Annotated in this window: 26 protein-coding genes; 16 read left to right on the top strand and 10 right to left on the bottom strand. The window is 65.2% G+C overall.

The features are described 5' to 3' along the window. Positions 1–236 precede the first annotated feature (236 nt). The 9 genes from ACVIGA_RS32620 to ACVIGA_RS32580 all read left to right on the top strand — a co-directional run bounded on the left by ACVIGA_RS32620 (position 237) and on the right by ACVIGA_RS32580 (position 10220). Complete coding sequence (locus ACVIGA_RS32620; RefSeq protein WP_456669218.1) at positions 237–998, top strand: crotonase/enoyl-CoA hydratase family protein; 762 nt, start codon at positions 237–239, stop codon at positions 996–998. A gap of 76 nt (positions 999–1074) precedes the next feature. Then, positions 1075–2745, top strand: a complete 1671-nt coding sequence (locus ACVIGA_RS32615; RefSeq protein ID WP_456669217.1) for a bifunctional metallophosphatase/5'-nucleotidase — start codon at positions 1075–1077, stop codon at positions 2743–2745. 108 nt (positions 2746–2853) lie between these two features. Then, complete coding sequence (locus ACVIGA_RS32610) at positions 2854–3780, top strand: histone deacetylase family protein (RefSeq protein ID WP_456669216.1); 927 nt, start codon at positions 2854–2856, stop codon at positions 3778–3780. A 125-nt stretch (positions 3781–3905) separates the two neighbouring features. Next, positions 3906–4157 (top strand): exodeoxyribonuclease VII small subunit, encoded by a 252-nt coding sequence (locus ACVIGA_RS32605; protein ID WP_028334494.1) that lies wholly within the window; start codon positions 3906–3908, stop codon positions 4155–4157. Between the two features lie 541 nt (positions 4158–4698). Further along, positions 4699–6627 carry a 1-deoxy-D-xylulose-5-phosphate synthase gene (gene dxs / locus ACVIGA_RS32600; protein ID WP_456669215.1) on the top strand — a complete coding sequence of 643 codons (1929 nt, stop codon included), beginning with the start codon at positions 4699–4701 and terminating at the stop codon, positions 6625–6627. A 138-nt stretch (positions 6628–6765) separates the two neighbouring features. Further along, the gene (locus ACVIGA_RS32595; RefSeq protein ID WP_456669214.1) at positions 6766–7329 is read left to right on the top strand and encodes a nucleoside 2-deoxyribosyltransferase; all 564 of its coding nucleotides are present in this window, start codon (positions 6766–6768) and stop codon (positions 7327–7329) included. Further along, positions 7326–8099 (top strand): TlyA family RNA methyltransferase, encoded by a 774-nt coding sequence (locus ACVIGA_RS32590; RefSeq protein WP_456669213.1) that lies wholly within the window; start codon positions 7326–7328, stop codon positions 8097–8099. Before ACVIGA_RS32595 ends, ACVIGA_RS32590 begins: the two co-directional genes overlap by 4 nt. Then, entirely contained in the window at positions 8092–9333 is a 1242-nt protein-coding gene (locus tag ACVIGA_RS32585) for a class I SAM-dependent RNA methyltransferase (RefSeq protein WP_456669212.1), read from the top strand. The genes ACVIGA_RS32590 and ACVIGA_RS32585 overlap by 8 nt, the downstream gene beginning before the upstream one ends. Positions 9334–9386: 53 nt before the next feature. Beyond that, complete coding sequence (locus tag ACVIGA_RS32580) at positions 9387–10220, top strand: nucleotidyltransferase domain-containing protein (protein ID WP_456669211.1); 834 nt, start codon at positions 9387–9389, stop codon at positions 10218–10220. A 91-nt stretch (positions 10221–10311) separates the two neighbouring features. Here ACVIGA_RS32580 and ACVIGA_RS32575 read toward each other — a convergent pair whose 3' ends face one another. After that, the gene (locus ACVIGA_RS32575) at positions 10312–11160 is read right to left on the bottom strand and encodes a DUF1194 domain-containing protein (protein WP_456669210.1); all 849 of its coding nucleotides are present in this window, start codon (positions 11158–11160) and stop codon (positions 10312–10314) included. A 244-nt stretch (positions 11161–11404) separates the two neighbouring features. On the opposite strand from ACVIGA_RS32575, the gene clpS reads away from it, so the two are divergent. Further along, a complete protein-coding gene (gene clpS / locus ACVIGA_RS32570; protein WP_024580653.1) occupies positions 11405–11710 on the top strand; it encodes an ATP-dependent Clp protease adapter ClpS in 306 nt (101 codons plus the stop codon). Between the two features lie 6 nt (positions 11711–11716). Here the strand turns inward: clpS and ACVIGA_RS32565 are convergent, their stop codons facing one another. The 4 genes from ACVIGA_RS32565 to ACVIGA_RS32550 form a co-directional block, all read right to left on the bottom strand. Then, positions 11717–12595, bottom strand: a complete 879-nt coding sequence (locus ACVIGA_RS32565; RefSeq protein ID WP_456669209.1) for a DMT family transporter — start codon at positions 12593–12595, stop codon at positions 11717–11719. An 11-nt stretch (positions 12596–12606) separates the two neighbouring features. Beyond that, positions 12607–13800, bottom strand: coding sequence for an adenylate/guanylate cyclase domain-containing protein (locus ACVIGA_RS32560; protein WP_456669208.1), 1194 nt, complete (start codon positions 13798–13800; stop codon positions 12607–12609). Between the two features lie 49 nt (positions 13801–13849). Further along, positions 13850–14938: a chorismate synthase gene (gene aroC, locus ACVIGA_RS32555; RefSeq protein ID WP_456669207.1), complete on the bottom strand. Its 1089-nt coding sequence runs from the start codon at positions 14936–14938 to the stop codon at positions 13850–13852. Between the two features lie 127 nt (positions 14939–15065). Beyond that, complete coding sequence (locus ACVIGA_RS32550) at positions 15066–15665, bottom strand: histidine phosphatase family protein (RefSeq protein ID WP_456669206.1); 600 nt, start codon at positions 15663–15665, stop codon at positions 15066–15068. Between the two features lie 173 nt (positions 15666–15838). On the opposite strand from ACVIGA_RS32550, the gene ACVIGA_RS32545 reads away from it, so the two are divergent. Both ACVIGA_RS32545 and ACVIGA_RS32540 read left to right on the top strand, forming a co-directional pair. Then, positions 15839–16327, top strand: coding sequence for a sigma-70 family RNA polymerase sigma factor (locus tag ACVIGA_RS32545; RefSeq protein WP_092124724.1), 489 nt, complete (start codon positions 15839–15841; stop codon positions 16325–16327). 67 nt (positions 16328–16394) lie between these two features. Beyond that, positions 16395–17159: an anti-sigma factor family protein gene (locus ACVIGA_RS32540; protein ID WP_375779570.1), complete on the top strand. Its 765-nt coding sequence runs from the start codon at positions 16395–16397 to the stop codon at positions 17157–17159. Positions 17160–17550: 391 nt separating this feature from the next. Here ACVIGA_RS32540 and ACVIGA_RS32535 read toward each other — a convergent pair whose 3' ends face one another. Together ACVIGA_RS32535 and ACVIGA_RS32530 are read right to left on the bottom strand one after the other, a co-directional pair. After that, complete coding sequence (locus tag ACVIGA_RS32535; RefSeq protein ID WP_456669205.1) at positions 17551–18516, bottom strand: DnaJ C-terminal domain-containing protein; 966 nt, start codon at positions 18514–18516, stop codon at positions 17551–17553. A 137-nt stretch (positions 18517–18653) separates the two neighbouring features. Beyond that, a complete protein-coding gene (locus tag ACVIGA_RS32530; protein WP_456669204.1) occupies positions 18654–19061 on the bottom strand; it encodes an RT0821/Lpp0805 family surface protein in 408 nt (135 codons plus the stop codon). Positions 19062–19169: 108 nt separating this feature from the next. Between ACVIGA_RS32530 and pdxH the strand changes: the two genes are divergently transcribed. Next, positions 19170–19808 carry a pyridoxamine 5'-phosphate oxidase gene (pdxH, locus tag ACVIGA_RS32525; protein ID WP_456669203.1) on the top strand — a complete coding sequence of 213 codons (639 nt, stop codon included), beginning with the start codon at positions 19170–19172 and terminating at the stop codon, positions 19806–19808. Positions 19809–19845: 37 nt separating this feature from the next. Further along, complete coding sequence (locus tag ACVIGA_RS32520) at positions 19846–20598, top strand: SDR family NAD(P)-dependent oxidoreductase (RefSeq protein ID WP_223969860.1); 753 nt, start codon at positions 19846–19848, stop codon at positions 20596–20598. A 136-nt stretch (positions 20599–20734) separates the two neighbouring features. On the opposite strand, the gene ACVIGA_RS32515 is transcribed toward ACVIGA_RS32520, so the two are convergent. Together ACVIGA_RS32515 and ACVIGA_RS32510 are read right to left on the bottom strand one after the other, a co-directional pair. Continuing rightward, complete coding sequence (locus tag ACVIGA_RS32515) at positions 20735–20956, bottom strand: hypothetical protein (RefSeq protein ID WP_223969861.1); 222 nt, start codon at positions 20954–20956, stop codon at positions 20735–20737. 130 nt (positions 20957–21086) lie between these two features. After that, positions 21087–22064, bottom strand: a complete 978-nt coding sequence (locus tag ACVIGA_RS32510; protein WP_223969862.1) for a magnesium transporter CorA family protein — start codon at positions 22062–22064, stop codon at positions 21087–21089. A gap of 362 nt (positions 22065–22426) precedes the next feature. Between ACVIGA_RS32510 and ACVIGA_RS32505 the strand changes: the two genes are divergently transcribed. After that, positions 22427–23104: a L,D-transpeptidase gene (locus ACVIGA_RS32505; RefSeq protein WP_375779566.1), complete on the top strand. Its 678-nt coding sequence runs from the start codon at positions 22427–22429 to the stop codon at positions 23102–23104. Positions 23105–23127: 23 nt separating this feature from the next. Here ACVIGA_RS32505 and ACVIGA_RS32500 read toward each other — a convergent pair whose 3' ends face one another. After that, positions 23128–24324: an extensin family protein gene (locus ACVIGA_RS32500; protein ID WP_456669202.1), complete on the bottom strand. Its 1197-nt coding sequence runs from the start codon at positions 24322–24324 to the stop codon at positions 23128–23130. A gap of 76 nt (positions 24325–24400) precedes the next feature. Between ACVIGA_RS32500 and ACVIGA_RS32495 the strand changes: the two genes are divergently transcribed. Further along, positions 24401–26029 carry a fatty-acid--CoA ligase gene (locus ACVIGA_RS32495; protein ID WP_456669201.1) on the top strand — a complete coding sequence of 543 codons (1629 nt, stop codon included), beginning with the start codon at positions 24401–24403 and terminating at the stop codon, positions 26027–26029. Positions 26030–26076 lie beyond the last annotated feature (47 nt).

Genomic DNA, 26076 nt, shown 5'->3' with positions numbered 1-26076 from the left:
AGCACGATGCAGGGATACGTGCGACGGCCGCGGTTCGGCTTGCGCGGCCGGCACCCCGGAAATCGCGAATTCCGGTTAACTGCATTGCGCCGTTCTCATACTCGCCCACGGGGAAAAGCAGAGCAGAACACGCTGGAGCCCTTGGGGCTTGCACGGGATCATGTAGGATAGCGGTCACGACCTCAGCCGGCGACGCTGCCGGCCGACACTCGGACCGCTTACCCTGGGACTGCTTGATGAGCGCGCATGTCATAGTCACCGACGAAGCCGCCACACGCGTGATCCGGCTGCGCAGGCCCGAGAAGAAGAACGCGATCACCCAGGAGATGTTTCGCGCGATCAGCGATGCGATCGACAAGGCGCAGAACAATCCGAAGATCCGCTGCCTGATCATCACCGGCGGCTCCGGCGTGTTCACCGCGGGCAACGACATCGAGGACCTGCTCGCGCAGGGCACCTCGACCGGCGAGACGCCGCCCGCCTCCGACCTGGTCAAGTTCCTGTATTCACTGGCCCACAATGTGAAGCCGATCATTGCCGCCGTCGACGGCGTCGCGATGGGCATCGGCACCACGATGCTGTTTCACTGCGACTATGTGCTGGCGAGCAAGACCGCGCTGTTCTCGACGCCGTTCTCAAATTTCGGCCTGGTACCGGAAGGCGCCTCCAGCCTTCTGGTGCCGCGCACGATGGGCCATCAGCGCGCCTTTGCGATGCTGGTGATGGGCCGCACCATGTCGGCCGACGACGCCCGCGTCGCCGGTTTCGTCAACACCGTGGTGGCGCCGGGACATGCCGAGGTCGAGGCGCACAAGGTGGCGCGAGAGATCTGCGCGCTGCCGGCCGAGGCGGTGGCGATCTCGCGCCGCCTGATCCGGCTGCCGCCGGAGGACGTCACCCGCCGCATCGAGCAGGAGAACCATCTGTTCAGCGAGCGGATGCGCTCCAACGAGGCGGTCAGCGCCTTCAAGGCCTTCATGGCGCGTACCAAAGATTGAAACGAAGCGTCGCAAAATTGTAGTGGCGTCGCGCCATGATCGTGTGTTCCATGATCGTGCACGCCATGGACAGGTCATGAGACAGCATCGCCTTACGCCCCTCGCCGCGCTCTGCGCACTCGGACTGGCCACGGCAAGCCCCTGCCTGGCGCAGACCGCAGCGCTGGTGAGCCTGCGGATTCTCGCGATCAACGATTTCCACGGCTATCTGCGGCCGCCGCCGGGCGGCATCCGCATCACCGATCCCGCTGATGCAACAAAAAAGATCATGGTGCCCGCCGGCGGCGCCGAACGATTGGCAACGGTCGTCAAGCGGTTGCGCGAAGGCCACAACAACAACATCTTCGTCGCGGCCGGCGACCTGATCGGCGCGAGCCCGTTCTTGTCGGCGATGTTCCACGACGAGCCGACCATCGAGTCGCTGTCGATGATGGGGCTTGCGATCTCGTCGGTCGGCAACCACGAATTCGACGAGGGCAAGGACGAGCTCTTGCGGATGCAGAATGGCGGCTGCCACCCGGTCGACAAATGCCAGGGGCCGCATCCCTTCCTGGGGGCCAAATTCCGCTATCTCGCCGCCTCCACGATCGACAAGGCCACCGGCAAACCGGTGTTTCCGCCCTACGAGATCAAGGAGTTCGACGGCATTCCGGTGGCCTTCATCGGGCTGACGCTGAAGAACACGCCGAACCTGGTGTCGCCGGCCGGCGTCTCGAGCCTCGAATTCCGCGATGAGGCCGAGACCGTCAATGCGCTGGTCCCCGAGCTGAAGGCAAGGGGCGTCGAGGCGATCGTGGTCCTGATCCACGAGGGCGGCTTTCCGACCGGCGACTATAATGAATGCCCCGGCATCTCCGGGCCGATCGTCGACATCGTCAAGAAATTCGACAAGGCGGTCGACGTCGTGATCTCCGGCCACACCCACCAGGCCTATGTCTGCGAGATCGACGGACGGCTCGTCACATCAGGCGACAAATACGGCACGCTGGTCACCGCGATCGATCTTCAGCTCGATCCGAACAGCCACGACGTGATCAGCGCCAAGGCCGACAACACCATCGTGATGATCGGCGGCACAGCCAAGGACCCGGAGCAGAGCGCGCTCCTGGAATCCTACGACCGGCTCGCCGCGCCGATCGCCAACCGCGCGGCCGGCTCGGTCACGGAAACGCTGTCGCGCACGCCTGCCGAGACCGGCGAAAGCGTGCTCGGCGATATCGTCGCCGACGCGCAGCTGCGCGCGACGAGCTCCGAGCCGAATGGCGGCGCGGTGATCGCCTTCACCAATCCCGGCGGCGTGCGCACCGACATCGTCAAGCGCGAGGACGGCGCCGTCACCTATGCCGACATCTTCGCCAGCCAGCCGTTCCGCAACCAGCTGGTGACGATGACGCTGATCGGCAAGCAGCTCAAGGATGTGCTGGAGCAGCAATGGGCCGACCCGAAACGGCCGCGTGCGCTACAGGTCTCGAAGGGCTTTGCCTATGCATGGGATGCGAGCAAGGGCGACGGCGCGCGCATCATCGCCGCGCGGATGTCGCTCGACGGCAAGCCGATCGACCCGGCCGCGAGCTATCGCGTCACCGTGAACAATTATCTCGCCGAGGGAGGCGACGGCTTCACGGTGTTCAAGGAAGGCACGGCGCAGCAATTCGGCATCTACGACGTCGATGCCCTCTATGCCTACTTCAAGGCCAACAGCCCGGTCGGCCCGGCGGCGGGCAAGCGGATCGAGCGGATCAATTGAAGTGCGGACATGGAACATCCGTGGGGCCGAGACAGGCCTTTCCGGCGAGCCGGTAACGGCCTAAATTAGACGCTCCTCGCACGCGCCCCCAATGCGCCGGGAATTTGCATGACACTGCTTCTGACGCACACCGCCTGCCTCGATCACCTGACGCCACCCGGACACCCCGAACGCCCCGACCGGCTGCGCGCGGTTGCCGAGGTGCTTGGCGAAGACCGTTTCAAGGCGCTGGTGCGCGACCTCGCACCGGAAGGCGACCTCGACAACGTGCTGCTGTGTCATGGCGAGCACTATGTCGGCGAGCTGCGCCACATCGCGCCGACCTCCGGCATGATTTACATCGACGGCGATACCTCGATGTCGCCGGGCACCTGGGAAGCCGTGATGCGCGGCGTCGGCGGCGCAGTGGCGGCGACCGATGCGGTGATGGAGGGCAAGCACCAAAACGCCTTCGTCGCGGTGCGCCCGCCCGGGCATCACGCCGAGAAGTCGACGCCGATGGGCTTCTGCTTCTTCGACAATGTCGCGATCGCCGCGCGCCACGCGCAGCGCAAATACGGCATCAAGCGCGCTGCGATCATCGATTTCGATGTCCATCACGGCAATGGCACGCAGGATATCTTCTGGGCCGATCCGACCGTGATGTACTGCTCGACGCATCAGATGCCGCTGTTCCCCGGCACTGGCGCTGCCGGCGAGCGCGGCGAGCACGACACCGTCGTCAACGCGCCGCTTTCGCCCGGCGACGGCGGCGCCAAATTCCGCTCTGCCTTCGAGAACCTCATCCTGCCGCAGCTCGAGAAGTTCTCCCCCGAACTCGTCGTGATCTCGGCGGGCTTCGACGCGCATCACCGCGATCCGCTGGCCTCGATCAACCTGACCGGCGAGGATTTCGGCTGGGTCACGCGCAAGCTGATGGACCTCGCCGACAGGAGCGCCGGCGGTCGCGTCGTCTCCGTGCTGGAGGGCGGCTACGACCTCGAGGGCCTGAAAGAGTCGGTGGCATCTCACGTCACCGCATTGATGGGCAGGTAAATCCCCGCCACAATACCCCCGCAAAAATTCGATTGATTCTGCGCCGGGGCAAGCATGGCCTGCGACGAGTCATGTTTGGACGACGAGATCCGATCACGGTCTGATCGGCGCACTGGGAACACATAATGGCCGAAAATACTCAAGCCGACGTCAAGAAGCTCTCCTTTGAACGCGCGATCGAGGAACTCGAATCGATCGTCAAGCGGCTCGAGGACGGCAAGGTCCCGCTTGAGGAATCGGTCGCGATCTATGAGCGCGGAGAGGCGCTGAAGCGGCGCTGCGAGGAATTGCTGCGCCAGGCCGAAGCCCGCGTCGACAAGATCACCACCGACGCCTCGGGCCAGCCGACCGGCACCGAGCCGCTCGACGTGCAGTAGCGCCGATACACTGCGATCATGCGACAGGATGTCCGCCTCGGCGGGCGATTGTTGCTGTGCATTTCCCTTGGACGACGACGCAGCGGGCGACCGCGGCAATCGGGTGCGGCTGCGAATCAGGCCGATCCGGACCATCGGGGCTGCCGCTAAAATAGCCAAAATGGAACCCGATCCTAGCCCAAGCATTGAAAAGTCTAGACTTTTCAGGACGGCGCATAGGAACCCTGCACGCCCTATCGGGTTGGCTTTGGCTACGGCTTTGGTGTAATGCTTCCAGTTCTATGGGCATTTGAGGGTGTCGGGCGGCCCGAATTTTTCGGGCGGCATGCATCTCAAATGGTTCGACAAAACTGAACCGGGACGGGTGAAGAGCGACCAAGGTGATGCATATCACGTGGTCCAATCCGGAGTGAATCTAGGCTTACAACCAGGCAGGGCCTGCCGGGACGGCACCCAGTGTCTGGCATTCGCTGCGCGGTGAGCGCGCCAACCCATCTCGCGTCGGGCCTTCGTTCCGACAGGCAAAAATTGGAAATTCGCTGTGACCACATTTAGTAAAACGCCGCTTCTTGACACTATTCACACGCCGGATGACCTGCGCAAGCTGAAGGTCGAGCAGGTGCGGCAGGTTGCCGACGAGCTCCGCCAGGAAACCATCGACGCCGTGTCGGTGACCGGCGGCCATTTCGGCGCCGGCCTCGGCGTGGTCGAACTGACCACCGCCATCCACTACATCTTCGACACCCCGCGCGACCGCCTGATCTGGGACGTCGGCCACCAGGCCTATCCGCACAAGATCCTGACCGGTCGCCGCGACCGCATCCGCACCCTGCGCACCGCCGGCGGCCTCTCCGGCTTCACCAAGCGCACCGAGAGCGACTACGATCCGTTCGGCGCTGCGCACTCCTCGACCTCGATTTCGGCCGGCCTCGGCATGGCCGTGGCGCGCGACCTCTCCGGCGGCAAGAACAACGTTATCGCCGTGATCGGTGACGGCGCGATGTCGGCTGGCATGGCCTATGAGGCCATGAACAACGCCGGCGCGATGAACTCGCGCCTGATCGTGATCCTCAACGACAACGACATGTCGATCGCCCCGCCGGTCGGCGCGATGAGCGCCTACCTGTCGCGCCTCTACTCGGGCAAGACCTACCGCTCGCTGCGCGAGGCGGCCAAGCAGATCAACAAGCGCCTGCCGAAGATCCTCGCCAACCGCGCCAACCGCGTCGAGGAATATTCCCGCGGCTTCATGATGGACGGCGGCACGCTGTTCGAGGAGCTCGGCTTCTATTATGTCGGCCCGATCGACGGCCACAATCTCGACCATCTGCTGCCGGTGCTGAAGAACGTCCGCGACATGGAGACCGGGCCGATCCTGGTTCATGTCGTGACCCAGAAAGGCAAGGGCTACGGTCCGGCCGAGGCTTCCGCCGACAAGTACCACGCCGTGGTCAAGTTCGACGTCGCGACCGGCACCCAGGCCAAGGCCAAGCCGAACGCGCCGGCCTACCAGAACGTGTTCGGCCAGAGCCTCGTCAAGGAAGCCCAGAAGGACGACAAGATCGTCGCCATCACCGCGGCGATGCCGTCGGGCACCGGCGTCGACATCTTCAACAAGGCGTTCCCGGACCGCACCTTCGACGTCGGCATCGCCGAGCAGCATGCGGTGACGTTCGCCGCCGGCCTCGCCACCGAAGGCTACAAGCCGTTCTGCGCGATCTATTCGACCTTCCTGCAGCGCGGCTATGACCAGGTGGTCCATGACGTCGCGATCCAGAGCCTGCCGGTCCGCTTCGCGATCGACCGCGCCGGCCTGGTCGGCGCCGACGGCGCGACCCATGCAGGCTCGTTCGACAACGCCTATCTCGGCTGCCTGCCGAACTTCGTGATCATGGCGGCCTCCGACGAGGCGGAAATGGTTCACATGGTGGCGACCCAGGTTGCGATCAACGATCGTCCGAGCGCGCTGCGCTATCCGCGCGGCGAAGGCCGCGGCGTCGAGATGCCGGAAGTCGGCGTCCCCCTGCCGGTCGGCAAGGGCCGTATCGTCCGCGAGGGCAAGCAGGTCGCGCTGCTGTCGTTCGGCACCCGCCTCGCCGAGTGCGAGAAGGCCGCCGATGAGCTCGCTGCTCACGGCCTCTCCGCCACCATCGCCGACGCGCGCTTCATGAAGCCGCTCGACGAGGAGATGATCATGAAGCTCGCCCGCGACCACGAGATCCTGATCACCATCGAGGAAGGTTCGATCGGCGGCTTCGGCTCGCATGTCATGCAGTACCTGTCCGACAACGCCATGCTGGACAGCGGCATGCTCAAGTTCCGCTCGATGATCCTGCCCGACGTGTTCCTCGACCATGACTCGCCGGCGGCGATGTATGCCCGCGCGGGTCTCGACGCCAAGAGCATCGTTGCCAAGGTGTTCGAGACCCTCGGCAAGGACTACAAGACCGAGACCGTCAAGCTCGCCTAGAGCCCTTATCCGCTCCGATTGAATCGGAACGGAGCTCTGGATTTTTGTTTTGACGCGTTTTCATCACGCGAAGCCGATACCCACTTCGCTTGAAAACGCTCTCATTGCTCGGGCGGCGCCCCTGGTGCCGGCAAGTCCATGAAAATCTATCTGGCAGGTCCTGACGTGTTCCTGCCGGATGCCGTGGAGATCGGCCGCCGCAAGGCGGAGGTTTGCGCCTATCACGGGCTGACCGGGCTGTATCCGCTCGACAACAGCATCAATCCCACGGTCGCCGGCACTTCGCTCACCATCTTCAAAAGCAACGAGGCGATGATGGAGTCGGCCGACGCCGTCATCGCCAATTTGACGCCGTTTCGCGGACCCAGTGCGGACGCAGGCACCGTCTACGAACTCGGCTACATGGCGGGACGCGGCAAGCTGTGCCTCGCCTATTCGAACGATCCCACGTCCTACGCCAATCGGGTGGCGCGGCTGCAGCAGGTCGTGCCGGCATCCGACGGACGCCTGATCGACGCAGAGGGGCTGACGGTGGAAGAGTTTGGCTTGCCGGACAATCTGATGATGATGCACGCGCTCGATCTGCACGGCAGTCCGCTGGTGACGCCGAAGGAGCCTGCGGCCGACCTCTGGCACGATCTCACCTCCTTCGAGACCTGCGTGCGGCTCGCCGCCACGCAGCTCCGGCAGGGCGCCAAATGACCAAGCAAGTGACCAAGCCGGGCGATAACGACAACGGCGTATCCGCCAGCAAGCGCATCGACGTGCTGCTGGTCGAGCGCGGCCTGTTCGAGAGCCGAGCCCGGGCGCGCGCCGCAATCGACGCCGGCCTCGTCACCGCCGACGGCAAACCAATTGCGAAGGCATCCGAGATCGTGGCGCCCGACGCCGAACTCACGGCCGAACCGGCGCATCCCTATGTCTCGCGCGGCGGCGTCAAGCTCGCCGGCGCGCTCGAGCACTATCCGATCGACGTCGAGGGCCATGTCTGCCTCGATGTCGGCACCTCGACCGGCGGCTTCACCGAAGTGCTGCTCGCCAATGGCGCGAGCCTCGTCTTCGCCATCGATGTCGGCCACGGCCAGCTGCATCCCTCGCTACAGGGCCATCCGAAGATCGTCTCGATGGAAGAGACCGACATCAGGAATTTCGAGGGCAAGCGGCTGCCGGCGCGGCCCGATGTCGTCGTGATCGACGTCAGCTTCATCTCGCTGAAGCTGGTGCTGCCCGTCGCGCTGTCGCTGGCGGCCGCGCCGATGCATCTCTTGGCGCTGATCAAGCCGCAGTTCGAGGCGGCGCGCAAACACGCCAAGCGCGGCGTCATCCGCAATGCGATGGTGCACCAGGAGATTTGCGACGATATCGCCGCCTTTGCCGCCTCGCTCGGCTGCACCGACATTCAGGTGTTCCCGTCATCGATCACCGGCGGCGACGGCAACATCGAATTCTTCCTCGGCGCACGCCGTGGCTGAACTTCTCACCATCGACCATGTCGGCCATCGCGGCGACGGCGTTGCGATCGACGGCGCGCAGTCGGTCTTCGTGCCGACCACGCTGGCCGGCGAAACGGTCGAGGTCGACGACGTTCCGGGCAATCATCCCGACCGGCGGCGGCTGGTGCGGGTGACGCAGGCAAGCCCCGAGCGGATCGCGCCGTTCTGTCCGCATTTCGGCGTCTGCGGCGGCTGTGCGATCCAGCACTGGAATGATACGGGCTATCACGCCTGGAAGCGCAACATCGTGATAGAGACGCTGGCGCAGGCGAAGGTCGCGGCCGACGTCGCACCGCTGCTCGACGCCCATGGCGCGGGCCGCCGCCGCATCACGCTGCACGGACGCATGGGGACCCATGAGGTGCTCAAGGTCGGCTTCGCTGCGGCCGGTTCGCATGACATCATCCCGGTCGACCGCTGTCCGATCCTCGATCCGGCGCTCGACGGTGCGCTCGAGGCGGCCTGGGCCACGGCCGAGCCGCTGATCTCGATCGGCAAGCCGCTCGACATCCAGGTGACCGCGACGCTCAACGGTCTCGACATCGACGTGCGCGGTTCCGGCGCGCTGCCGACCAGCCTGATCACCACGCTGTCGCGGGTCGCCGAGAAACACCGGCTGGCGCGGCTGACACGGCATGGCGAACTGGTGCTGCAGCGCGGCTCTCCCGAGGTCGCGATCGGAAAGGTGAAGGTCGTGCTGCCGCCGGGCTCGTTCCTGCAGGCGACCGCCAAGGGCGAGGAGACGCTGGCTGCGCTGGTACGCGAGCATTGTGGGCGCGCCAAGCACATCGCCGATCTGTTTTGCGGTGTCGGCCCGTTTGCGCTCCGCCTCGCCGAGAAGGCGCGGGTCACGGCCTTCGACAGCGACGCCGGCGCGGTCGCGGCACTGCAGAAGGCTGCGCAATTGACGCCGGGGTTGAAGCCGCTCAAGGCCGAGGCGCGCGACCTGTTCCGCCGCCCGCTGATGCCGCAGGAATTGCGCGACTACGACGCCGTCGTGTTCGATCCGCCCCGCCAAGGTGCGCAGGCGCTGGTCACCCAGCTTGCGGCGAGCAAGGTGCCGGTGGTCGTCGCGGTGTCCTGCAACGCTGCAACGTTTGCGCGCGACGCAAAAATCCTGATCGATGGCGGCTACAAGATATCAGCCGTCACCCCGGTCGATCAGTTCCGCCACACCCCACATGTCGAACTGGTGGCGCGCTTCGCACGCTGAGGCATCGCGGCGACTATCGCAGCAGGCGGCGGTCTCGCTATAATCCGCATCTTATGTCCCACGATCCGCTGCTCGCACGTATCATTCCCGTCCTTGCCGACGTGCCGGGCGTCGCCGCCATCGTGCTCGGCGGCTCGCGGGCGCGCGGCACGGCGCATGAGGCCTCCGACACCGATCTCGGCCTCTACTTTCGGGATGGCGCCGCGCTGGACGTTGATCGGCTGCGCGACGCGGTGGCCGGCCTTGTCGACAACCCCGCTGCTGCCCATGTGACGCCGGTCGGCGAATGGGGACGGTGGATCGTCGGCGGAGCCTGGCTTGCGATCGGCGGCCGCAAGGTCGACCTGCTCTACCGCAGCATCGATGAGGTCGCTGACGTCATCGATGCCTGCCGGAACGGGGAGATCAGCATGCACTACCAGCCGGGCCATCCGCACGGCTTCTGCTCGGCGATCTGGATGGGCGAGATTGCGCTGTGCCACGCCCTGCATGATCCCGATGGCTTCGTCGCGGCGCTGAAGGCAAAGACCTCGCCCTACCCGCCGGCCTTGCGCGACGCGTTGGTGCGCCGCTTTCAATGGGAAATCCTGTTCGCGATCGAGAATGCCGAGCTTGCGCTGCCGCGCGGCGACAGCACGCATATCGCCGGCTGCGCCTATCGCGCGCTGGCCTGTATCGCGCAGGTGCTGTTTGCACTGAATGGGCAGTATCTGATCAACGAAAAGGGCGCGCTGGCGCAGGCGGCAAATTTTCCGTTGACGGTTCGCGGCCTCGCCGGGCGCGTCGCCGAGGTGTGGCGGCAGATTGGTGCGGCCGAGCACGCCGCCGCGATGCAGACGTTGCGGGTGCTGGAGAACGAAGTTCGGGATACTTGTAGGGCGGGTTAGCGAAGCGTAACCCGCCGACTATGTCGGCCGCAGAAGCGGTGGATTACGCCTTCGGCTAATCCACCCTACGAAGCTACAAGGCACGAGTTCGCTACCGCCCCCAGCGATCCTGCCAGATCTTCTCGCCGATCGTGCAACTGACCCGCGGCTCCTTGTCGGCGGTCCGCACGACCGGGCGGTCCGGGGTGCGGCCGGCGACCTCGAGCAGCAGCTTGGTGCGGATCGCTTCCTTGAACTTATCGCGATCCTTGATCGACACCACGAAGGAGCCGGGCCCGCCGATCACGCAGTCCTCGTAGTAGTAGTCGAGATTCTCGATATCCATCGTCGAGTAGGACGGCTCCTTCACCATGATCGGCAGGCCGTTGATGACGATGCCCTTGTCGAGCGCCGCATCACGCGCAGGTGTGATCGGCATGCCGTTGTTGTTGGGGCCGTCGCCGGAGATATCGATCACGCGGCGCAGGCCGCGATGTGGATTCTCGTCGAACATCGGGATCGCGAAATAGATCGCGCCCGAGATCGAGGTGCGAGAGGCGCGGCGCACCGGCGTCTTCATGATCTCGGCGGAGACCGCGTCGGCGGATTCAGGGCCGTCGATCACCCGCCAGGGAATGATGACCTTCTGGTCGTTGGAGGCGGCCCATTCGAAATAGGTGATCGAGATCTTGCCGTTCGGGCCGGCCTTCAGCGCCTGCAGGAATTCCTTGGAAACGATCGCCTGCGCATAGCCCTCGCGCTGGATCGCGAGTTCGTCCATGTCCATCGAATAGGAGACGTCGACCGCGATGATCAATTCGATGTCGACGCTCGGCGTGGATTCCTTTTCGGCCAGCCGGCCTGTCTGTGTTCCAGGGCCTGGCGCGGCAACACCGGCCACGTCGCCGCAGGCCAACATGCCCGCGACAAGCACCGCTCCGATCGAGACATACCAGCGCATTGCGGCCCTCCCGTCGTGTCCTGTCATGGTGACACGCAAATCAGGCGGCGAAAAGCGCAGATATCATCTGTCCTTCACATTCAAGTTAGAGGCCTGCAAGTTAGAGGCCCGCAAGCTAGACATCACCTGCCACGAATGCGGCACCGGCGCGCCGTGCCGTTGCCGCAATGACGCCGTGCAAATCGAACGGTTCCAACACGCACGGGAAGACGGTATTCTTACGGTGCAATCGCGAGGGAGTGCGATGCCCGATAGCGTCGTCAAGCCGAAAACCAGGACGAAGACCAAGGTCGAGCGGCCACGCCTGCACAAGGTGATCCTGGTCAACGACGACTACACGCCGCGCGAATTCGTCGTCACCGTGCTGAAGGGTGAATTCCGCATGACCGACGACCAGGCCTACAAGGTGATGCTGACCGCGCACCAGCGCGGCGTCTGCGTGGTCGCGGTGTTCACCAGGGATGTCGCCGAGACCAAGGCGACGCGCGCCACCGACGCCGGCCGCGCCAAGGGCTATCCGCTGCTGTTCACCACCGAGCCGGAAGAATAGCAGGCATCACCGCTGCACTGGCCCGGCCCGCTGGCTCAGCGCAATGTCGGCGACGACCGCCCCCATCACCAGCGCGCCGCCGATCAGGGCGCGCAGCGACGGCACCTCGGCAAACGCCAGCCACACCCAGAATGGCATCAGCGGCGTCTCGAGGGTTGCGATCAGCGAGGCCTGCGCGGAGGGCAGCAATCTCGAGCCGACCGTGAATAGGGTGAGGCCGAGACCGACCTGGCATGCGCCGAACATCGCGAGCACGCCGAGATCGGCGCCGGTGACCGCACCGATGCCGAGCCCCAACGGCAAGCTCACGGCGCTGCCGAGAAAGTTCGAGAGCGCCGCGGCGGCGATCATCGGCGTCCCCTTGTGCCGCCGGATCACCACCGTCATCAGCGAAATCGCGAGCACCATCACGCAGGCAAGGCCGATGCCCCGGTAGTCCGTGATGGCAGCGGCACCACTGACGGTGATGGCGACGCCCGCGAGTGCGACGAGGCTCGCCAGCAATGTGCCGGGCCTGGCCCGCTCGCCGAGCCAAAGCCAGGCGATCGCGGCCGCCGCAAACGGCTGCATCGCGATGAGAATGGCGACATTGGCGACGCTGGTCAGTTGCAGCGCCGGAATGAACGTCACCATGCCGAAGGTCGAGAGGCCGGCCACCAGCCATCCGCTCAATGGCATCACGACGAGATCGCGCGCGCCGCGCCAGCCCTGCGTGGCGACGAGGAACAGCGCGATCGCGCCGCCCCCGAACAACCCGCGCCAGAACAGGATGGTCCAGGAATCGAAGTGCAGCAGCCGAGTGAAGAACGGCGCAGTGCTCCAGGCCACGGCGGCCGCCACGACCAGCGCGACCCCGGTGCGATGCTGCGCGTGGGTGTCAGTCACGTACGCTGCCCTTAGCCGGCAGCGGCGACCGGCGCCTCGTCGAACAGGCCGTAGACCCGCTCGGCCTTGGCAAATCCTGCGATCGGAAACTCGCCGAGATCGCTCCAGCCGCCGTCGTGAATGCCGGCGAAGCGCTCGGAGGCCACGACGGTGCGGCCGAGACGGCCGGCGATCTTCTCGAGCCGCGCGGCGAGATTGACCGCAGGGCCGATGCAGGTGAAGTCGAGCCGGTTGCCGCCGCCGATATTGCCGTAGAGCACGCGCCCGAGATGCAGCGCGACGCCGAAGCGGAAGCGCTCGACCGCATCGCCATTGGGAAATTGCAGCGCCTCGACCCCGGCGCGGGATGCGCGCGCCGCCTCCAGCACCCGCGAGCAGACCTGCACCTCGTCGCCGAGATATTCGTCGACCGGGAACACCGCGAGCAGGCCGTCGCCCATGAATTTGAGCACCTCGCCGCCATTGTCGCGGATCGCAGTGACCTGGCAATCGAAATAGAGGTTGAGGATCTCGACAACCGTCTCGGACGGCAAGCGGTCCGACAGCGCGGTGAAGCCGCGCAGGTCGGACAGCCAGATCGCCGCATCCATCGTATCGGCGCTACCGCGCCTGATCTGGCCGCCCAGGATGCGCTCGCCGGCCCGGTTGCCGACATAGGTGTCGAGCAGCAGCGTGGCGGTACGGCGCAGGGTGACGATCTCGATGTAGCGCGACAGCGGGATCGTGATCGAGCGGATCGCATCGAGCTGCTCGTCGGTGAAGCCGCCCGGCTGCCTGGTGGTCCAGCTCGAGGCGTTGGGGGGACCGGCGGTGTTGATCAGCGGCACGGCGATGTAGTCGGTGACGCCCTCCGCCTGCAGATCCACAACGACCGGAAAGCGGGTGCTGGCGGGATCGTCGAGCCGCGCGCGCACTTCAACGCCCTGCTTGAAGACGATCGACAGCGGGCTGACGGCATATTCCGGGGAGTCCTCGATGTTGTGACCGACGGTGCCGGTCTCGACCTCGGAGCCTGGCTTCCAGAAGAAATGGCGGCCGTAGATCTCGGGATGCAGCGTGCGCACGAAGACGCCGACGCGCCACAGCGGCAGCCCGGCTCGCACCAGACGTTCGCAGCATTCCGCCATCATCTGCGCCGGTGTCGGCGCCGACCGCGCGCCGCCGATCATCCATGCGATGATGTCCCGAAGCTCCGACGCGTTCATGGCATTCCCCAGGTGAGCACCCGATCCGGTGGCACCACTATATAAGGGATCAGCGCCCGGTCTGCCCGCGGTCGCGCAGAAAATGATCGGCCAGCACGCAGGCCATCATGGCCTCGCCCACCGGCACCGCGCGGATGCCGACGCAGGGGTCGTGGCGGCCCTTGGTCAGGATGTCGGTATCGGCGCCCTTGCGGTCCACGGTCCGGCGCGTGGTCAGGATCGAGGACGTCGGCTTGACCGCAAAGCGCACCACCACCGGCTGGCCGGTCGAGATGCCGCCGAGCACGCCGCCGGCATGGTTGGACAGGAAACGCGCTCCGTTATTGCCGGTCCGCATCTCGTCGGCGTTCTCTTCGCCCGTAAGCTCGGCGGCACCGAAGCCGGCGCCGATCTCGACGCCCTTGACGGCGTTGATGCTCATCATCGCCGAAGCCAGATCGCTATCGAGTTTCGCGTAGATCGGCGCGCCGAGCCCGGCCGGCACGCCCTCGGCGACGACCTCGATGACGGCGCCGATCGAGGAGCCGCTCTTCCTGATGCCGTCGAGATAGCTTTCGAAGAACGCCGCCTTGTCCTTGTCGGGACAGAAGAACGGGTTGTTGGCGATCTCGTCCCAGTCCCATTTTTCGCGGTCGATCTTGTGCGGCCCCATCTGCACCAGCGCGCCGCGCACCTTCACTTCGGGCAGGACTTTGCGCGCGATCGCGCCGGCGGCAACGCGGGTCGCGGTCTCGCGCGCGGAGGAGCGTCCGCCGCCGCGATAGTCGCGCAGGCCGTATTTCGCCTCATAGGTAAAGTCGGCATGGCCGGGGCGGAACTTGTCCTTGATCTCGGAATAGTCCTTCGAGCGCTGGTCGGTGTTCTCGATCAACAGCGCAATCGGCGTGCCGGTCGTGACCTGCACGCCGCTTTCCGGATGCGGCATCACGCCCGAGAGGATCTTCACCGCATCCGGCTCCTGGCGCTGGGTGGTGAAGCGCGACTGGCCCGGCCTGCGGCGGTCGAGGTCGTGCTGGATCTCCTCCACCGTCAAAGGGATCATCGGCGGACAGCCGTCCACCACGCAGCCGATCGCGACCCCATGGCTTTCGCCGAAGGTCGTGACGCGGAACATATGGCCGAAAGTATTGAAGGACATGGCGTGTCGTAACGCGCAGGGGCACGGCGGTCAAACCTCGAGTCCGTCATTCCGGGGCGATGCGAAGCATCGAGCCCGGAATCTCGAGATTCCGGGTTCGCTTCGCGCCCCGGAATGACGGTGCAAGTTAACTATACTTCCGCAGGCCCGCCGCGCTGAACACGTAGACCGCGCCCTGCTCGATTGTGAGGTCGGCGGCCGACGCCGGGGTCTCGAAGCCGAGCGCCACCATCAGCGCCCGCGCGGTGCCGCCATGGGCGACGGCGACGGTGTCCGAGGTCACCGAGCCGTACCACTCGGTCATCCGTGCCTGCACGTCGACATAGTTCTCGCCGCCCTCCGGCGCGACCTGCCACTTCTCGGCCAGGCGGCGGGCATAGACGACGGGGTCGGCGGCCTGCGCCTGCGCCAATGTCGAGCCTTCCCACGTCCCGTAGGCGATCTCGCGCAGCCGCGCGTCGAGGGCGTAGTCGCCCGGCGGCAGGCCAAGTTCGGTGCGCACCAGCTCCATGGTCACGCGCGCCCGGACCAGCGGGCTTGCGACGAACGGCAGCGTCGTCTTGTCACGGCCATCGCGCGCCAGGAGATCGGCGAGGATGCGGCCGGCATGTGCCGCCTGGGCGCGGCCGCGCGCGTTGAGAGCAATATCCTGCACGCCCTGAAGCCGGCCTTCGGCGTTCCATGAGGTCTCGCCGTGGCGGATGTAGTAGATCGTTGGCACCGGCATTCGCTTCGAATTTTTCTGGCCCGGAGGTACACCAGCACTTTGGCTGGCGACAAGCCCAAATCGGGCGCAGCCGAGGCGCTATGCGCGCAGGTCGGCACACCGGAATAGCGACGCCGTTAGGGTGTTATGTTTGATAAGGCGGCTATCGCCGCGACCATCGAAGACTGGGATGCATGACCGCGTTTCGTCAAAGTGTCGAAGCCATGATTCCAGCGCTCCGCCGCTATGCGCGCGCGCTGGTGCGTGACTCGGATATCGCCGATGATTTGGTGCAGGACACGCTGGTGCGCGCGCTGCGCTCGGAGCGGCTGTTTCTCGGCGGCGACGTCAGGAGCTGGCTCTATACGATCCTGACCAATCTGAACAAGAACCGAAGGCGCTCGCTGGCGCGGCGGCCGGCCTTCATGCCGCTGCTCGACAACAATGCCGACGCCAGCGGTACCGAGGCCGAGGGACGCGACATCGAGCGCGCGCTGTCGACGCTGGTCGAGGAGCAGCGCTCGGTGCTGCTGCTCGTGATGCTCGAGGGCATGAGCTATCGGGAGGTCGCCGACATCCAGGGCGTGCCGATCGGCACGGTGATGTCCCGCCTCGCCCGCGCCCGCGCCCATGTACGGGCCTCGATCGAGGGCCAGCGCCCGGCGCTCCGGCGGGTGAAATGATAATGTGCGCGATGGCAGGTGTTATGCATGAACGTTTTTCGAACAAGATTTGGCAGAGACGATTGATATGACCGACCCGAACATCCCCGTCACCGAAGACGAGCTGCACGCTTACGTCGACAACGAGCTGCCGGCCGAACGCCGTGGCGATGTCGAGGCGTGGCTCGCCACGCATCCCGACGACGCGGCGCGGGTGCAGTCATGGCGCGCGATGGCCGAGACGCTGCATGCGCGCTACGACACGGTGCTGGACGAGGCGGTGCCGAAGCGGCTCGAGCTCGAGCGGCTGGTGCGCCAGCCGCGGCGCTGGGTCTATGGCGCGGTGGCGGCGACGCTGATGGCCTTCATCGCCGGCGGCGGCGTCGGCTGGATCGCGCGCGGCGCCTCGGCGACGCCGTCGACCTTCCAGAGCTTCACGCTCGATGCGCTGGATGCGCACCGGCTCTACGTGGTCGAGGTCCGTCATCCCGTCGAGGTGCCCGGCAGCGAGCGCGACCATCTGCAGCAATGGCTGACCAAGCGCTGCGGCTGGGACGTCCGCGCGCCCGACCTCACCGGGCTGAAGCTGGTCGGCGGTCGCCTGCTGCCGGGGCCGAGCGGGCCGGCGTCGTTTCTGATGTATGAGAGCACGTCCGGCGAGCGCTTCACGGTCTACACCGCCAAGGCGAAAACCGAGGCGACCCAGATGCGCTATGCCGTGCAGGGCAGCGACGGCGCGCTGTTCTGGGCCGATCGCGGCGTCGCCTATGTCGTGAGCGGCGGCACCGACCGGACGCGCCTGACCCAGGTCGCGCAGGCCGTCTACGATCAGATGGAGAAGAACGGCGGCTGACCTCCCGTAGATTTACGGAAGATCAGCCGCCGACATTGTGCCGTTTCGAGTAAGTGAATCCAGCCTCACTCAGCGTCCCAATTCCGACATTGAAAATTTCGATTCGCGTCATGGACGCGTCTCATTGTCGTACCGGATGCTCACGCGAAGATGATCTGCGCCCGATCCGCCGATCGGCGCACGCGGCCTCGATTGGGGTTTTGTGTACCGCGCTGGTCCCCCTCTCGAGGCCGCACTCTTTTTTTTCCAGGTCCGATCTGCACGCCGCAGATTTGGACGTCGGACGGCCGGTCATCCTTTGACGCCCTCGCAACGCCCGCGTCTACCCCGATAGAGTCCGGGGTAGTTGCAGTTTCGCGTCTTCGCGTCTTTTGGGGCACGCTCCCGGCGGTCAGGCGAGATCGCTGCGCGGATTGTAGGAGTTTCGCTCCCGCCACGTCTGCATCAATGCCTCAAGCTCGGCATCGTTCCCATCGGGAAGGATGATGCGGGTCGTGACGTAGAGGTCGCCGACGGCGCCCGCCTTCGACAGCCCCTTGCCCTTGAGGCGGAAGGTACGGCCGCTGGAGGTGTTCTTCGGGATCGACAGTTCGACCGCGCTGCCGAGCGTCGGCACGCGGACCTTGCCGCCCAGCACCGCTTCGTAAAGGGTCACAGGCAGATCGATCCGGAGGTCGTTGCCGTCGACCTTGAAGAACGGATGCGGCGCGATCGAGATCGTGATCAGGAGGTCGCCGGGCGGATGGCCCTGCGCGGTGTCGCCCTGCCCCTTCAGCCGGATCTGCTGGCCTGCGGTGACGCCGGGCGGAATCTTGACGTTGAGCTCACGGCCGGTCGGCAGGCGCACGCGCTTGTCGCCGCCCCCAGCCGATTCCTCCAGCGACACCGTCATGGCGACCGAAAGATCGAGGTCGACGCCGACCCCGCCGCCTTCGAATTCAAACGGACTGGCCCGTCCCCCGCGCGCACCAGCGCCGCCACGCGCGGCGTTGCCGAACATGCTGTTGAGGATGTCCTCGAAGCTGCCGCCGCCCATGCCGCCACCGGGACCGGGGCCGCCGCGGAAGCTGTACTCGAAGCCGCCGGGACCGGTACGGCCGCCGGCACCGCCGCCGGGGAAGCCCTGGAAGCGCGGCTTGCCGTCGGCATCGATCTCGCCGCGGTCGAACTGCTTGCGCTTGTCCTCGTCGCCGACGATCTCGTTGGCCGTGTTGATCTCCGCAAAGCGAGCGGCCGCCTTCGGATCGTTCGTGTTGTTATCAGGGTGATGCTTCTTGGCGAGCTTGCGATAGGCGCTCTTGATCGTCGCAGCGCTGGCGCTCCGCTGCACCCCCAAGACCTCATAGGGGTCGCGCATCCGTCACGTCTCCTTCACGGAAAAATCAGCCTTGGCCGGGAACCCATCCGGGCCCGCTTTGCTCTCATGTGGGGGCTCAGTGGCATTTTTGCAACTAGTTTGGTACCGGCATCAGCCGGAACTTTCAGGACTTGCTCTCAGGACTTGCTCCAGGGCTTCAGGCTATGGATTTGCCACCGGCCTTGTCCAGCCCTGCATGCGGCGCCCTGCAGCCAGGTCTCGGTGGCTCCATTGACATAGCTGGCGAGGAAATCCCGGCACGTCTTGCCGTCCTCGCCGGCATAGGCCTGGGCCAGCGGCGTCACCGAGCCGCGCGCACCGGTCTGGGGATTTTCCCAGGGCTGGCTTGAATCCTTGTCGCCCTTGGTCAGCACATCGGAGGCGGCATTGCGGGCAAAGGCGAGATCGCCGTCGGTCGGCATCACCGCGCTGACCTGGGTCGGGTTGATCGAGCCCGTCACATCCTTGTCGTCCATCTTGGCGAAAGCATCGGTGCGCGACAGGCTGCAGCCGCTTGCGCCGACGCCGATCAGGATCAAGGTCACCACCGCGCCCGCGGGGTGGATCGCCGATAGGCCAACGCGCCCCCATGCCCTATATAGGGCTAGAAACGCGCTCTCGGACGCGGACGAATGCAAATCGGGACTCCTGACATGACCGACACGACCTCCATCAAACACCCGACACCGTTAACATCGGGTGATTTCACCGCGGCGGAGGAACCGTTCGCCCTGTTCGGCGAATGGTTTGCGGAAGCGGTCAAGTCCGAGCCGAACGATCCGAACGCGATGGCGCTTGCAACCGTCGATGCCGACGGGCTGCCCGACGTGCGGATGGTGCTGATGAAGGGCTTCGACGCCGACGGCTTCGTGTTCTACAGCCACATCGCCAGCGCCAAGGGCCGCGAATTGGCGGCAAACCCCAAAGCCGCTTTACTGTTCCATTGGAAATCGCTGCGCCGCCAGGTGCGCATCCGCGGGCCGGTGACGCCGGTGACCGACGCCGAGGCCGACGCCTATTTCGCCACGCGGCCGAAGCAGGCGCAGATCGGCGCCTGGGCCAGCAAGCAATCGCAGCCGCTGGAGAGCCGCTTCGCCTTCGAGCAGGCGATCGCCAAGGCCGGCGCGAGATACGTCATCGGCGAGGTGCCGCGTCCGCCGGGCTGGAGCGGCTGGCGGATCACGCCGCAGCGCTTCGAGTTCTGGCACGACCGCCCGTTCCGCCTGCACGACCGCATCGAATTCCGTCGCGATGCCGGCAGCGCATGGTCGAAGGTGCGGCTCTATCCGTGATGACGACAGCTTAAAAGACGCCAACCTGAAAGACACCATGTCCCCTCCTTCCAACGCGCCGCGCCGTACCCTGCTCCTGACCGGTGCCAGCCGCGGCATCGGTCACGCCACCGCGATCCGCTTTGCTTCCGCCGGCTGGCGCGTCATCACCTGCTCGCGGCATGCCTTTCCGGAAGTCTGCCCCTGGGGCGCTGGACCGGAAGATCACATCGAGGTCGATTTCGGCGATCATGACGACACGGTTCGCGCGATCAGCGAGATCCGCAAACGGCTGGTGAACGACGAGTTGCACGCGCTCGTCAACAATGCCGCGATCTCGCCGAAGGGGGCAGGCGGCGCGCGGCTCGGGACCATGGACACCGATGTCGAGACGTGGCTGCACGTGTTCCGCGTCAACTTCTTCGCGCCCATCATGCTGGCCCGCGGACTGATCGACGAGCTCAGGCACGCCAAAGGCGCAGTGGTGAACGTCACCTCGATCGCGGGCTCGCGCGTGCATCCGTTCGCCGGCGTTGCCTACGCGACCTCGAAAGCCGCGCTGGCATCATTGACGCGGGAAATGGCATCCGACTTCGGCCGCGTCGGTGTCCGCGTCAATTCGATCGCACCGGGCGAGATCGATACTTCGATCCTGTCGCCGGGCACCGAGAAGATCGTTGATCAACAAATCCCGATGCATCGCCTCGGCACTCCGGACGAGGTCGCCAAGATCATCTATGTGCTGTGCACCGAGACCAGCTCCTATGTGAACGGCGCCGAGATCCACATCAACGGTGGCCAGCACGTCTGAGCTTTGGCTTGGATGGGAATTGGGGGAGAGAGGTTCGAGGCGATCCCGGCCGCCGCCGCGGCCGTACTCCAAGGATTGCTTCGATTGCAGGCGTAACGACGCAGACGAGGCTTCTGCCTCCAAAAGGCCTCAGCCTCTAGTCGGCGTAGAACCGGCGAGACTTCTTCTCAAACGGCTGCAGCGCGATGTCGTTCAACGCGCTGGAGCATTCGTCTTCGTCCTCGCCATCCAACATCGCAGCGCCACAGTAGCGGCAAAGTCTCGGCGAGATCGCCTGCACCTTGCCCGCTGCGCGGTCCTGTTGATAGCGCGCAAAGTCGATGACGTTACGCCGTGGCGTTATGATCTTCTCAACCATTGCTGTCCTCCGGCTTCGAGGCGGGCGTTATCGCAGACAAGTTTCGCCCAAACGTTCAGCGCAACACTCAAATTTTAGGAGAGCAAATAAGGCAGAAAACGCGTCCCAAAACGCGACGTGTGGAACCGGTTTACAGCCACTTCTTCCACTTGAAGATCCAGTACGGCACGATCGCCGCGATCAGCATCAGCACCAGCGCGTACGGATAGCCGTGCACCCATTCGAGTTCCGGCATGAGCTTGAAATTCATGCCGTAGATCGAGGCAATCAGCGTCGGCGGCATCAGGACCACCGCCATCACCGAGAACAGCTTGATGATGTTGTTCTGTTCCAGATTGACCACACCGAGCATGGCGTCGAGCACGAAGGTGATCTTGCTGGAGAGATAGGAAGCGTGGTCGGTCAGTGAGGCCACGTCACGCTGCATGGTCTTGAGCTGCTCACGCATGTCCTTGGACCATTTCACGCCTTCCACGATCGCCGAAAGGAACGTGACGAGGCGGCCGATCGAGACCAGGCTTTCGCGGACCTTCGAGGTCAGGTCGCCCTTTCGGCCGATCGCGATCAGGATTTGCGAATATTGCTTGGCGTGGCCGTGGCGCTCGCTCTCCGGCTCGAAGATGTCGTGGGAGACCTGGTCGATGTCGGCCCCGCAGCGCTCCAGGAGGTCGGCGCAGCGGTCGATCACCGCATCCAGCAGTTCCATCAGCACCTGCTCGCCGGTGATGCCGGGCGCACAGGAGCGCGCCAGCTTGTTCTCGACCAGTGCAAATGGTTTCGGCAGGTCGTAACGCACCGTGACCAGCCGATGGCTGGTCAGGATGAAGGTGACGGCGGTGGTGCGCGGCATGTCGGTGTCGGATTGGCACATCAGTGTCGCGGTCATGTAGCGCGCGCTGTTCTCGATATAGAGCCGGCTGGAGATCTCGATTTCCTGCATGTCTTCCCGGGTCGGAACCGCGATCCCCGCGAGCTTCTCGACGGCCCGGTCCTCCTCAACGGTCGGGTTCACCAGGTCGACCCAGACCGCGCTCTCCGGCAGTGCGTCGAGGTCGGTCGCGGCAGCCTTCTTGAGGGACAGATCGGAGGGAACGAACACCGACAGCATCACGAACTCCGAGAAACAGGACTGGAAACAGGGCGGGCAAGACCCGTCGACTTAGCGCGATTCTGGATGGCGCTTCATGACCGGGACATTAACCGGACATCCACCTTTGTGGCGGCCAGGCGGCGGTGAATGTGACGTTGAAGCGGCTTCGATTGGACAACCGTTGCCTGTTTGCACAAAAACTGGCCCCACACCAGATGACTTGCGGCAAAAAAGCCACAGGCGACGTCCCGCGATGCGGGAAAGGCATCTAAACTCTGGGAATAATGGCACGTTTCGGCAATAGTGCTCGTCATGGAATCGTGGCGTTTTGGGCGCAATCGTGGCGCTTTGAGACGCGGATTTTCGATTGGAATGTAATCATGTCGTCGTTCAAAGTTACCTTTGGTATCCTGGCCGCGGGCCTCATGTTGTCGGGCTGCATGCAGGCCACGACCTATGAGGCAACCAACACCGCCGCCTTCAAGCCGCATGACAAGGAACTGCTGGCCAAGACCACCTACGTCAAGACGCCGGTGGCCGAGCCGTTCCGCCGCGCCATCGTCGAGTATCACCGCAAGGAAGCCCCCGGCTCCATCGTGGTCGATTCCGACAACCATTACCTCTACTACGTGATGAACGACGGCAAGGCGATCCGCTACGGCATCACCGTCGGCGAAGAAGCCATGGCCTGGTCCGGCATTGCCAAGGTCGGCAGCATGACCGAATGGCCGGCCTGGCATCCCACCCCCGGCGAAATCTCGCGCCTCGGCGTTCCGACCTTCGTGGCCCCCGGCCCGGACAATCCGATGGGCTCGCGCGCGATGTATCTCTACTCGGGCGGCAAGGACACGCTGTTCCGCATCCACGGCACCAACCAGCCGGAATACATCGGGTCGTCGATCTCCTCGGGCTGCATCCGCATGACCAACGAGGACGTCATCGACCTCTACAACCGCGTCAAGCTCGGCACCATCGTCGTGGTGCTGGAGCCGAAGCACGGCGACTCGCCCTACAAGCCGCAGATGGCGCTGCAGGGTGCCGGCGGCACCACCTACTGATCGTCTTTACGTCGCTATCGCGATCAAAGGCGCCGGCTTTGCCGGCGCTTTTTTGTTGGCTGTGGCTTGGTCTCGGCAGCGCCGTCGGGTGCGGCCCCATCATCTGACTTCGCCGCATCCGGCTCACCGGCCTTGCCGCGGTCGGCTTCGGACGCGTCAGGCTTGGATGAGTCCGGCTTGGATGCGTCCGATTTTGCGGCGACCTCGCGCGGCGGCGCCTCTTCGGGGCGCCCGGCCGGCAACAGCGGCGCGACACGCGGCAGCGGATCGTAAACGTACCACTGGCAGATCCGGTAATTGTTACGACGCTCCATCAGGTCGAGATGGACGTGGTCCTCGTGGTACCAGTCCGAGCCCGGACCGAGCACGGTAGAGAAGCGGGCGCAGACCGAATGCAGCACGGTCTCGCGCAGATCGCGCGGCACACTGCGGTCGGTCAGCGAGATCGACTTGCCGTTGGCGAGACCGAACGCGCGCACGTCGAGCGCATTGGCGCGACCATGTTCGGAGAGCTGCGCGCCCACGACGCGATTGCGGCCGCGGCATTCGAATGAATCGAAATTATCGAGATTGCTGATCCCGCCCCCGACGCTCTGCGCCAGCGGCGCAATATCGGTGCGGACCCAGTCGGCGACCGCACTCGCCATCTTGCAGCGGAGGATCGCCGCGGGCTTGACCGCGACCTTGCGCTTGTCCGGCAGCACGATGGCCTCGAGCCGCACCAGATCCTCGCCGCCGCAGCCGCCGGCGCCGTGGATATCCGGAATGCTCGGCGCGATCGCGATCTCCTCGGTGAGTGCCTGTCGACAGGCCGAAAGCTGCGGCGGGGGCGGCTCGGCGGGCTTGGCTGCCTCGGCTGGCCTCGCCGTCGCGCCGGGCCTGGCAGCCTCAGCAGGCGCGGCCGATGGCGGTGCCGCGGCCGCGGCCGCGGGCGGCGCCGGGTCTGCGGCCGCAGGCGCTTCCGTTGCTGGCGGCGCCTCCGCGGGGCGCGGCTTCGGCAGCGGCACCGCCGAGCGCCGGACCGGCTTGTGGGCCCTTTGCTGCCGGACACCGAACAAATCGTCCCAGGGAAAGCCAGGCGCGCCGCGGGCGGCCTGCGCGGGCCCGGCTTGCATGCCAAGGCAAAGCAGCGCGGCGGTAGCGGTAACCATTGCCGCGGCGGCGCGACGAAACGCACCATCAGGCCATTTTCGGCTTGCTTTCTCCGCGCTACAGTTCATGTCAGTTCCATGATTTTACTGCCGGCCGTCCAAGATGCCGGCGGATCATGCGTGAGGATCGAGGAGGGATTTGCGTATGCTTGGCTTGATGCAAGATTGGCCCTTGCTGTGTCACAAGATTATTGAGCACGCCGCCAAATATCACGGCACGCAGGAAGTCGTGAGCCGGTCGGTCGAAGGCCCCATTCATCGCACCACCTACGCCCAAATCCATGCCCGCGCCCTGAAGGTCTCGCAGAGCCTGGAACGGGACGGCATCAAGCTGGGCGACCGCGTCGCCACCATCGCCTGGAACACCTGGCGCCACCTCGAAGTCTGGTACGGCATCATGGGGATCGGCGCGATCTGCCATACGGTCAATCCACGACTGTTTCCGGAACAGATCGCCTGGATCGTCAACCACGCCCAGGACCGCATTGTCATCACCGACCTCACCTTCGTTCCGGTGCTTGAAAAGATCGCCAGCCTGCTGCCGAGCGTCGAGCGCTACGTGGTGCTGACCGACAAGGCGCATATGCCGCAGACCACGCTGAAGAACGCGGTCGCCTATGAGGACTGGATCGCGGCATCCGACGGCAAGTTCGAGTGGAAGACCTTCGACGAGAACACCGCCGCGGCGATGTGCTACACCTCCGGCACGACGGGCGATCCCAAGGGTGTCCTGTATTCGCACCGGTCCAACGTGTTGCACGCGCTGATGGCCAACTCGAAGGACGCGCTCGGCACCTCCGCCGCGGACACAATGCTTCCGGTGGTGCCGTTGTTCCATGCCAATAGCTGGGGCATCGCATTCTCCGCACCGTCGATGGGCACCAAGCTGGTGATGCCTGGCCCGAAACTCGACGGCGCCTCGGTGTACGAATTGCTGTCGACCGAGAAGGTCACCCATACCGCGGGCGTCCCGACGGTGTGGCTGATGCTGCTGCAATACATGGCGGCCAACAACGTCAAGCTGCCGGATCTGCAGATGGTGATTTGCGGCGGCTCGGCAATGCCGCGCTCGATGATCAAGGCGTTCCTCGACATGGGCAGCCAGGTGCGCCACGCCTGGGGCATGACCGAGATGAGCCCGCTCGGTACGCTTGCCACGCTGAAGCCGCCGTTCACCGATCGCAGCGGCGAGGAGCGGCTCGACATCCTGCAGACCCAGGGCTACCCGCCGTTCGGCGTGGAGATGAAGATCACCGACGATGCCGGCAAGGAGCTGCCGTGGGACGGCAAGACCTTCGGCCGCCTCAAGGTCTCCGGCCCCGCGATCGCCAAGGCCTACTTCCGGGTCGACAGCAACATCCTCGACGATGCAGGCTTTTTCGACACCGGCGACGTCTCGACGATGGACGAGCACGGCTACATGCGGATCACCGACCGCTCCAAGGACGTGATCAAGTCCGGCGGCGAATGGATCTCCTCGATCGATCTCGAGAACCTCGCGGTCGGCCACCCCGCGGTCGCGGAAGCCGCCGTGATCGGCGTCCATCACCCCAAATGGGATGAGCGGCCGCTTTTGATCGTGCAACTCAAGCAGGGCGAGAGCGCCACGCGCGAGAGCATCCTGAAGTTCATGGATGGCAAGATCGCCAAATGGTGGATGCCCGACGACGTCGCTTTCGTCGACGGCATTCCCCACACCGCGACCGGCAAGATCCTGAAGACCGCGCTGCGCGACCAGTTCAAGGATTACACCTTCCCGACCGCCGCGGCGTAGGGTTCACCCTCCCCTGGAGGGGGAGGGTCGGCTCACAGCGAGCAAAG

This window comes from Bradyrhizobium sp. USDA 3240 (assembly GCF_054063295.1).
The sequence above is the reverse complement of the archived record's forward strand: the minus strand, read 5'-3'. Positions and strand labels throughout refer to the sequence as shown.